Below are 8,336 nucleotides of genomic sequence, written 5' to 3'. Positions count from 1 at the left end.
GGGTTGGCTGGCGCATCCGGACGCGTGAGCGCAAGAAGAGGCGCGAGATCGGTCAGCCCGCTCCGACCGCGAGCACGATCTTTCCTTTTGGCCGGGGCCGCGCGCCCTCCAGCATCAAGTGAGCCTCACGCGCATCCGCGAGGGGCAAGACCACGCCGACGTTTGTTTGCAGTTCTCCAGCATCGACAAGGCGAGCGATTTCCGTCAGATACCGGCTCGTGACGTCGACCAAAAAGAAGGTGGCTTCCACACCGTGGTGTTTTGCGAGATCCTGATCCGGGCGGGACACTGCCGAGATCAGCTTGCCGCCTCGACGAAGGACCTGGAACGAGCGGCTTTGCGTCTCGCCGCCGACGAGATCGATGACGGCGTCCGCATCCCGCACTTCCTCCTCGAAGCGCTKGCTCCGATAGTCGATCACCTTGTTTGCGCCAAGGTTGCGCACGATGGAAGCGTCGGCCGTCGATACCGTTGCGATGGCCTGCACACCCGCGTGACGAGCCAATTGGACCGCGTAGGATCCCACGTTGCCAGCCGCCCCGTGAATGACCACCGTTTGGCCCGCTCTGAGTTGCGCGTGGTCGAACAGCGCCTGCCATGCGGTGACGGCAATGACGGGAACGGAGGCGGCTTCGGCGTGACTTAGCGAGTTCGGCTTGCCTGAGACCATCTCCGCGGAAGCCAACGCGTACTCGGCGTAGCTCCCGACGAACCGCGGATTCGTAACACCGTAGACCTGMTCTCCCGCACGTCCTTGCGAGACTCCGGGCCCAACGGCGACGATTTCACCTGAAAGGTCCGAGCCCAGAGTGAGCGGGAGCGGCTGCGGCAATGCGCTCTTTCCGGCTCTGATCCAGCCGTCCCATGGGCCTACTCCGGCAGCTGCAACTTTGACCAGGACCTCGCCGGGCCCGGGCTCCGGACGGGAGAGGGCCTCGAACTGCATGACCTGCGGCGGCCCAAACTCATGTACGCGCCACGCCATCATCGTCGATCCGGTCCGCGCTTCCGTAACTTGAGTAACCATGCTGCTCGAGGCCATCTCACTCTCCTTGCGCCCAGCTCGTCGCGAGTAGCGCCGACCACTCTCGGGAGCCTTGCTGCGGTTTTCCCGGTCGTCTCCTCGGCCCGGGCGGGATTGCCCGTATGTCGCCATGGAGCCCTGCTTTGGACAACGGACAAGATCCTACGGATCAGGACAGCCGAACGCCCTTTTCTGACAAACGGCCGCCGGAGAGTTCGCCGCAAGAGGTTTCAGAAACGCTGGGCTCCGAGATCGCTGGAGAGGCGGCCCGATGTGGAGGACCGATCAGGGCACGCCAGGCGAGCAAGACCGGGTGGCAAGACAACTCGGACTCCGCAGGAGCGCCGCGCCTCCAGGAACTCACCCCGCATCAGTTTGGAATTGCACGACACTCCCGAAAAGGCCGTGAATTGCCTGTCTTTCGGATACCTCCCGGCCGGCGCCCCCGGTATCGTGGGCTTCCGGTCAATCGGTAGGGACACCACGAGAAGAGATGTTTCAAAACCCATCGGATCTGTCGGCGATGGCCGAGGCCTTGAGCCGGTCGGCCGACTACCGGGTGCTGCGGCGCCTGGCCCCGCGTCCCACGTACATACCGGCCATGGGCCATGACGTCAGGACCGGCGTTCTGCTGGACACGGAGACGACCGGCCTCGAGCACGCTAGGGACGAGATCATCGAACTCGGGATGGTCAAATTCGACTACGCGCCGGACGGGCGGATCGTCGGCGTCAGAGACATATTCTCCGCTTTCAACGAGCCGAGTGCACCGATTTCCGCGGAAGTGACGGCACTCACTGGCATCACCAACGAAATGGTTGCCGGTCACAGATTCGACGATGCCGCCGTCACGGCCTTCGCTGAAAGCGCAGTCATCACGATCGCGCATAACAGCGCTTTCGACAGGAGGTTCGTCGAGCGCTACTGGCCCGTGTTCGAGCACAAGGCCTGGGGCTGCAGCATGAGCGAGATCGACTGGCGCAAACACGGCTTCGCGGGCTCGCAACTCGGCTACCTGTTGAACGGCGCCGGCTACTTCCACCAGGCGCACCGCGCGGTTGACGACTGTCACGCGCTGCTCGAGATCTTGGACTTCGACCTACCGACGACCGGCGCGCCAGCGCTCGCCACGCTGCTCGATACCGCACGGAGGAAGACCGTCCGCATCTGGGCCGAACAGTCGCCCTTCGAACTCAAGGATTCCCTGAAGCGCCGCGGCTATCGCTGGAGCGACGGCACGGACGGCCGACCCAAGTCCTGGTACGTCGACGTCTGCGAGGTCGCCCTCGACGCGGAGCTCGCATTTCTCCGGTCAGAGATCTATCTCCGCGACGTGGAGCCGCGGCTGCAGACGCTGACCGCCTTCACGCGCTTCTCCAGCCGGATCTGAGGGCGGCAGCTCGGGAAGAAGCCGCCGCCTGCGCATCAGCGCCCGAGACGCTTCTCGACCCGCTTACGGGAATTGCCTACTTTCTTGACCGCCTTCTTGACCGCGGGCGCGGACCGTCCGGTCTTCTTCGCCTCATAGCCGACTTCGTGCTTCTGCCCGCCGGCGACGCGCGCCCGGTCCTGCTTGCGTCCTCGCGCGGTCTTCTTCTTCGCTGCCATCTGCTCCTCCGTCTGCGAAAGTGATGGCAGTGCAACGCTTCAAGGAATCGCGGGGTTCCCTCAAAGAAGCTGTTGCGGGCTGAAGCCGAACGAGCGCCGGCAGCATCTCGGCTCCACCCTTGTTGGCCTTTCCATTTCGTTTGCTCGACCGCCTGCACGAAGGCTTCGTCGCACCGCATGAGTAGCCGTTTGGCGTACGTCGCCCAGGTTGGCCAGCTCCAAACGCTCCGCCCGAATGAGCTTGAAGTACGCGCCCGGAGCCCGCTCCCGTTTTCTTGCAGATCCTTTTCTACATCCTCCATTCCAAACCCACGGACCGGGAAAACTTGGAACTTCTCAGTCCAGCGCATGTTTGTGCCGTGCCACTTCTGGAGGACGACATGAACAAGAGACTGCTTCTTCTGCTAACGGCTGCTTCGCTTCTGGCGGGTCCGTCGTTTGCGCAAAACCCGCCGGCCACTGATCGGCCCAACAATAACGCGGTCAACAGTACCGGTCAGAACAATTCCAACAAGCCGGTCGCAGGGGCCAACAGCTTCACCGAGGGTCAGGCCAAATCGAAGATTGAGGACGCGGGCTACACCAACGTCACATCCCTGAAGAAGGACGACAACGGCGTCTGGCGCGGAAAGGCCACCAAAGGCGGCGCCTCGACCGATGTGAGTCTGGATTTCCAAGGCAACGTGAACGCGGCGAAATAACCTGCGCCCAACAAAATTGAGGGATTCAAGATGACCGTCACGATTTCACGTCTCTACGACAACTACTCCGATGCGCAGCGCGCGGTGACGAGCCTGGAGGCTGCGGGCGTGCCGCATTCGGATTTGAGCATCGTCGCGAACAATTCCGACAACTGGTACAGCACCGACAAGAAGGTCGATCGAGATCGAGATGGGGTTGATGATCGGGCTGAAGGTGCGGCCACGGGAGCGGGCGTCGGCGCAGGCCTCGGTGGCGCGGCCGGCTTGCTCGCGGGCCTTGGCTTGTTGGCGATACCTGGCCTGGGTCCGGTCGTGGCGGCCGGATGGCTCGCATCGACCGCGCTCGGTGCCGTTGCCGGCGGCGCGACGGGCGGGGTTGTGGGAGCGTTGACGCAGGCCGGCGTATCCGATGAGGAAGCACCACTCTACGCCGAAGGTGTTAGGCGCGGCGGCACCTTGGTTTCGGCTCGTGTACCTGATGCGGACCGCGCGCGCTACGAAGCGATCCTGAACCAGTCCGCCGTCAATCTCCGCGAACGGAGCGCAGCCTGGCAGAAGGCCGGGTGGAAGAGCTACGATCCCTCCGCCCAGCCTTATGGCGCGGACGAGGTCCGCAGAGAGCGCCAACTTTACGGCACCGGAGTGCGATGAATTAGCCGGCGGCCCGCCCTAGGCGGGCCGCCCTTTTCTTGCACGTTACTAATGATCGAACTGAGGAGCCGAATATGAGCCGCGGAATGCCATCGATGACCGCCCTCTTGGGTATGCTCGCAATCGCCGGTTACCAGAATCGTGACAAGTTGGCCGACATGTTTCGCAGTGCGACCTCCGGTCAGCCGGCGGGTGCCAAGGATTCCCTGAGCGGCATGCTCGGCAACCTTGGTGGCCTTGTGGGGGGCGGCGGCGTGGGTTCGCTCCTGAACGGCGGGATCGGCGAGTTGCTCGAGCACTTCAAGCAGAACGGACAGGGCGAGGCGGCTCAATCCTGGATCAATCAGGGGCCAAACCGGGAAGTCACCCCGCCCGAACTCCAACAGGCTATCGGTCCGGACGTCCTTCAAAAGCTGGAGCAGCAGACCGGCCTGTCGCAGCAGGAAATCCTCGACCGATTGTCCCGAGAGCTTCCGACGGCCGTGGACAAATACACGCCTGATGGACGTCTTCCGGCTCCATCGGCGGGATAATCACAGCGATAGAGAGAGACATGGGCATTATCTGGACGATCATCATTGGCTTCACCGCAGGCATCATCGCGAAGTTCATCATGCCCGGCGATAACGAGCCGTCGGGCTTCATCCTGACCACAATCCTGGGAATAGTAGGGGCGTTCGTTGCGACCTATCTTGGTCAGGCTCTCGGCTGGTACCGGCCAGGAGAAGGCGCGGGGCTAGTGGGGGCAGTGGTAGGCGCCATCATCGTGCTTTTCATCTACGGTTTTGTGGCCGGTCGCAGCCGTCGGGCCATCTAACCACAGCGAGCGGAATTCTGCGGGTTAGCGGAGAATTCGCCCGGCGCGAAAGGCGAAGCAAGATGAAATGGATGCTCGTTGTGCTGGCGGGAGGGATGACACCCGTTAACACCGACCTGGTCTTCGACAAGTTCGCCGATTGCCTCGCCGCCGAGGAGCAGATGCGAAAGCACTATACGGACGCTTTCGAGGCCTGGGACAGATGGGCCGCGGCCAATATCGAGCGACGGCGCGAATACTCGAAGGTCCGCGATCTCCCGGCCAAACGCCTGCTCAGCAACATCGGTACGTGCGTTCCTCATGGGGGCGGCGACGCCGTAGCACCTCAGCAGCAGAGTAATCCCGCACCTTCTCAGCCTCCCCAAGGTCTTCCCACTCCGCAGCCAAGTCCCAAAACGTGACGTCCGAACGTTTCGAACAGGCCCGGCCGCAAACGAAGGTCGCAGCCGCGCTTTCATCGCCCCTGCCTTGATTGTTCTCGCCACGCGCTGAGCTGTAGCCTGCTGACGATTATAGGTGCACGCCAAATGTCGCCCATAACGGTCCTGCGGGGCTGACGATGTCGACCGAACTATAGGCGAGAATGGGCGTTTACCCAGACCATGTCTGACGCCTTCGATTACTTCCGCGCCTACGCCGTCCGGGCTCTTTGCAAAGCCCGATCGCTGCCGCGCGGCAAAATGAAGCATCTGCAGCTCGTTGCGGGGCGAATTTACAATCTCCTCAAGAAGGAGGCCGCTTACAGCCCGAACACGCAGCACCTTGAGGACTTCCGGGCAGCGCAAAAACTTGAGGCATCTCTCGATCGCCGCGATCACGGCCCACCCGCTAAAGGAGCGTTTGCTCCGGTGAGGCCGGGCGCGGAACGGGAGGCTCGTTGAGTGGCTTCCGTTGACTTCCGCACCATCGTCAGTCTCCTGCGAGAATACGCACAGCGGACGGCGTTGCGTGGCGGCAACCCGTACAGGGCGAAAGCCTACACGCGGGCCGCAGACAGCCTGGCGGCCCTTGCCGTCCCTYTGGACGTGCTCATCGCCGAAGACCGGCTCACCGAGATTCCCGGCGTCGGAGATGCGATCGCCGACATCATCACCAAGCTTCACAAGACGGGCTCTCATCCGAGCCTTGAGAAGCTCCGGAAGGAGATACCCGAGGGCGTGCTGGAGTTGCTTGCTGTACCCGGTCTCCGTCCCGAGAAGGTGCTGCGGCTCTACAAGGATCTCGGCATCACCTCGCTGGCGGAGACGGAGGCCGCCGCCAAGGACGACCGTATCAAGAAGGCCAAAGGCCTTCGCGCGGCGCTACAGACCAAGATTCTGCAGAACCTGGCCATCGCGAAAAGCGGAGAAGGCCGCCTTCACCTGCACCGTGCCGCCGCCCTGCTCGCGCACGCCAAGGATTCGCTGCGTAAGGCCCGGCCGGAGCTTAAACGCGTGACGATCGCGGGCGACTTCCGCCGGGGCTGCGAACTCGTCGGCGACCTCACGATCGTCGCGGAGGCTGCCAAGACCGAGAAGGCGATTCGGCGGCGGACGGACTGCAAATCCGCTTGTCCGACCGCAACCACTTCGGCGCCGCCCTTCTTTTCGGCACCGGCTCCGCCGCTCACATCGAGAGGCTCCAGGCTTTGGCCATTGAGAAGGGAATGCGGTTGGAGGCTGACAGGCCGCACAAGGGCCGCACCCTGATCGCCGGCGACGAGGCCGAGATCTATGGTGCTCTCGGCCTGCCGTTCATCGATCCTGAACTCCGTGAGGGCCGCGGAGAGGTCGAGCTGGCCCTGAAGGGCAAGCTGCCGAAGCTCGTCACCGACAAGGACTTGCGCGGAATCCTTCATTGCCACACCGATGCGTCCGACGGCACGGAGACCTTGGAGACGATGGCCAAGGCCACGCGCCAGCGCGGTTTCGAGTATTTCGGCGTCGCCGACCACTCCAAGTCCGCGCACTACGCGGGCGGCCTCTCGGAGGACGAGATCGCGCAGCAGCACCGGGAAGCGGATCGCTTGAACAAGCGCTTCGGCAAGGATTTCCGGATCCTCAAAGGCATCGAGTCCGACATTCTGGCCGACGGATCGCTCGACTATCCGGATGAGGTGCTGGCGCGCTTCGACTTCGTGGTCGCGAGCATCCACGGCCGCTTCAAACTCGACCGCAAGGCCCAGACGCAGCGGCTGCTGCGCGCCATCTCCGATCCTCACACCACCATCATCGGCCATATGACCGGGCGGCAGCTGCAGCGGCGGCCGGGCTACGAAATCGACATCGAGAAGGTGCTGCGGGCATGCGCCAGGCATGACGTCGTCGTAGAGATCAACGCTCACCCATGGCGGCTCGACCTGGACTGGCGCTGGCACCGAGCCGCCCTCGAATTTGGCTGCATGCTGAGCATCAATCCGGACGCGCACTCGATTCCCGAACTCGACCACATGCACTGGGGCGTCCTGATGGCCCGCAAGGGCGGTGTCCCCGCCGAGCGGGTCCTGAACGCGTTGTCGCTCTCAGAAATCACGCGCTACCTACGCCAGAAGCGGCGCTCGCTCGCCCGCGCCGCTTAATGCCGCAGAAGCACGACTTCTCATTGCGGGGAAGGGTGGTGCCAGTCGCCGCCGAATTGCTCCGATGGAGCCGGATTCCGGAACCACCAACATCCGCAACGTAAAGTCCAAGCACTGGGCGCGGTGGCTTGGTCCGGAGCACCGCTGCGTGGTGCCGTTCAACAGTTTCAGCGAGTTCAACAAGGTCGAGGGCGGCGACATCTCGTTCGCGCTCGACGAGACCCGCCCGCTCCTCTGCTTCGCCGGCATCTGGACCAATTGGACGTCCGTCCGGAAGGTCAGGAAAGGGGAGACCACCAACGACCTCTACGCGTTCCTGACGACGGAGCCGAACGCCGAGGTCGGCGTCATCCACCCGAAGGCAATGCCGGTGATCCTCACGACGGCCGATGAGGTCGAGACCTGGATGACGGCGCCTGCGGAGGAAGCCCCTGAATGCAAAGGCCGCTACCGGACGGGGCGCTGCGGATCGTTGCCCGTGGCGTCAAGGAAGACCCGGCGCCTACGGCTTAGGGTTCTGCACAGCCCAGCGGAACACCTGGACAAGCCGGAGCTCCCGAATTTCAGAATCTTTGACCCGTGCTAACCGCCAGGAAACGAGGCGGCGGCCCCAAGGATTCGTCACGGCAGGTCTGATCGATGCTGATGACGAAGGAAAGACCAAAGGCAGTCCGGACGCTGAAGGGCTGGGGCGATCCACATGCTGCAGCAAGCGGGCGCCATCCACGAATGCGAGGAGCACGGCTGGAAGCGGGACCGAGCCGACCCGCACGCCCGCGCGCGCTCGACATCGCGCGTCGCGATCGGCCGTCGGGCCTCTCGTCCGACGAGGCAGTTGCCAAGATCCGTGACGTCCTGGACTCGAGCGGTGACACCTGCCTGGAGTCACCACCCGAACTCAAGCAGGCCCTCTTCTCCGTAGGCCCCCTATTCACAAGTTGAGCCGCTGCCGCCTGACGTTTGAGATCTGCTATGCCC

Annotated in this window: 9 protein-coding genes and 3 pseudogenes; 10 read left to right on the top strand and 2 right to left on the bottom strand. The window is 63.4% G+C overall.

What is annotated here, in order from left to right:
• Positions 1-52: 52 nt before the first annotated feature.
• On the bottom strand, positions 53-1,042 hold the full coding sequence (locus tag AC1D00_RS15925; protein ID WP_477011333.1) for an NADP-dependent oxidoreductase: 990 nt from the start codon (positions 1,040-1,042) through the stop codon (positions 53-55).
• A 475-nt stretch (positions 1,043-1,517) separates the two neighbouring features.
• Between AC1D00_RS15925 and AC1D00_RS15920 the strand changes: the two genes are divergently transcribed.
• Positions 1,518-2,414: a 3'-5' exonuclease gene (locus tag AC1D00_RS15920; RefSeq protein WP_477011332.1), complete on the top strand. Its 897-nt coding sequence runs from the start codon at positions 1,518-1,520 to the stop codon at positions 2,412-2,414.
• Positions 2,415-2,449: 35 nt separating this feature from the next.
• Here AC1D00_RS15920 and AC1D00_RS15915 read toward each other — a convergent pair whose 3' ends face one another.
• Positions 2,450-2,632 carry a DUF3606 domain-containing protein gene (locus tag AC1D00_RS15915; RefSeq protein WP_477011331.1) on the bottom strand — a complete coding sequence of 61 codons (183 nt, stop codon included), beginning with the start codon at positions 2,630-2,632 and terminating at the stop codon, positions 2,450-2,452.
• A gap of 380 nt (positions 2,633-3,012) precedes the next feature.
• Between AC1D00_RS15915 and AC1D00_RS15910 the strand changes: the two genes are divergently transcribed.
• The 9 genes and pseudogenes from AC1D00_RS15910 to AC1D00_RS15870 all read left to right on the top strand — a co-directional run bounded on the left by AC1D00_RS15910 (position 3,013) and on the right by AC1D00_RS15870 (position 8,300).
• Positions 3,013-3,333 (top strand): hypothetical protein, encoded by a 321-nt coding sequence (locus AC1D00_RS15910; protein WP_477011330.1) that lies wholly within the window; start codon positions 3,013-3,015, stop codon positions 3,331-3,333.
• A 30-nt stretch (positions 3,334-3,363) separates the two neighbouring features.
• Positions 3,364-3,984: a general stress protein gene (locus AC1D00_RS15905; RefSeq protein WP_007604870.1), complete on the top strand. Its 621-nt coding sequence runs from the start codon at positions 3,364-3,366 to the stop codon at positions 3,982-3,984.
• Positions 3,985-4,058: 74 nt separating this feature from the next.
• A complete protein-coding gene (locus AC1D00_RS15900; protein WP_085352471.1) occupies positions 4,059-4,517 on the top strand; it encodes a YidB family protein in 459 nt (152 codons plus the stop codon).
• Positions 4,518-4,537: 20 nt separating this feature from the next.
• Positions 4,538-4,801 carry a GlsB/YeaQ/YmgE family stress response membrane protein gene (locus tag AC1D00_RS15895; RefSeq protein ID WP_477011329.1) on the top strand — a complete coding sequence of 88 codons (264 nt, stop codon included), beginning with the start codon at positions 4,538-4,540 and terminating at the stop codon, positions 4,799-4,801.
• A gap of 62 nt (positions 4,802-4,863) precedes the next feature.
• Positions 4,864-5,202: a hypothetical protein gene (locus tag AC1D00_RS15890; RefSeq protein WP_477011328.1), complete on the top strand. Its 339-nt coding sequence runs from the start codon at positions 4,864-4,866 to the stop codon at positions 5,200-5,202.
• Between the two features lie 201 nt (positions 5,203-5,403).
• Complete coding sequence (locus tag AC1D00_RS15885) at positions 5,404-5,682, top strand: hypothetical protein (RefSeq protein ID WP_477011327.1); 279 nt, start codon at positions 5,404-5,406, stop codon at positions 5,680-5,682.
• Positions 5,683-7,358, top strand: a pseudogene (locus AC1D00_RS15880) (PHP domain-containing protein).
• 61 nt (positions 7,359-7,419) lie between these two features.
• Positions 7,420-7,871: pseudogene (locus tag AC1D00_RS15875) on the top strand (SOS response-associated peptidase family protein); the annotation flags it as partial.
• A 126-nt stretch (positions 7,872-7,997) separates the two neighbouring features.
• A pseudogene (locus AC1D00_RS15870) lies at positions 7,998-8,300 on the top strand (hypothetical protein).
• Positions 8,301-8,336 lie beyond the last annotated feature (36 nt).

The sequence above is a fragment of the Bradyrhizobium sp. P2_E8 genome, assembly GCF_056403875.1.
This window is presented reverse-complemented; position numbering and strand designations above follow the sequence as displayed.

What these genes read in the sequence shown, in the direction of transcription:
- AC1D00_RS15890 (WP_477011328.1), top strand. Translation starts at nt 4,864, where the DNA reads ATGAAATGGATGCTCGTTGTGCTGGCGGGAGGGATGACACCCGTTAAC.
- AC1D00_RS15900 (WP_085352471.1), top strand. Translation starts at nt 4,059, where the DNA reads ATGAGCCGCGGAATGCCATCGATGACCGCCCTCTTGGGTATGCTCGCA.
- AC1D00_RS15910 (WP_477011330.1), top strand. Translation starts at nt 3,013, where the DNA reads ATGAACAAGAGACTGCTTCTTCTGCTAACGGCTGCTTCGCTTCTGGCG.
- AC1D00_RS15920 (WP_477011332.1), top strand. Translation starts at nt 1,518, where the DNA reads ATGTTTCAAAACCCATCGGATCTGTCGGCGATGGCCGAGGCCTTGAGC.
- AC1D00_RS15895 (WP_477011329.1), top strand. Translation starts at nt 4,538, where the DNA reads ATGGGCATTATCTGGACGATCATCATTGGCTTCACCGCAGGCATCATC.
- AC1D00_RS15885 (WP_477011327.1), top strand. Translation starts at nt 5,404, where the DNA reads ATGTCTGACGCCTTCGATTACTTCCGCGCCTACGCCGTCCGGGCTCTT.
- AC1D00_RS15915 (WP_477011331.1), bottom strand. Translation starts at nt 2,632, where the DNA reads ATGGCAGCGAAGAAGAAGACCGCGCGAGGACGCAAGCAGGACCGGGCG.
- AC1D00_RS15905 (WP_007604870.1), top strand. Translation starts at nt 3,364, where the DNA reads ATGACCGTCACGATTTCACGTCTCTACGACAACTACTCCGATGCGCAG.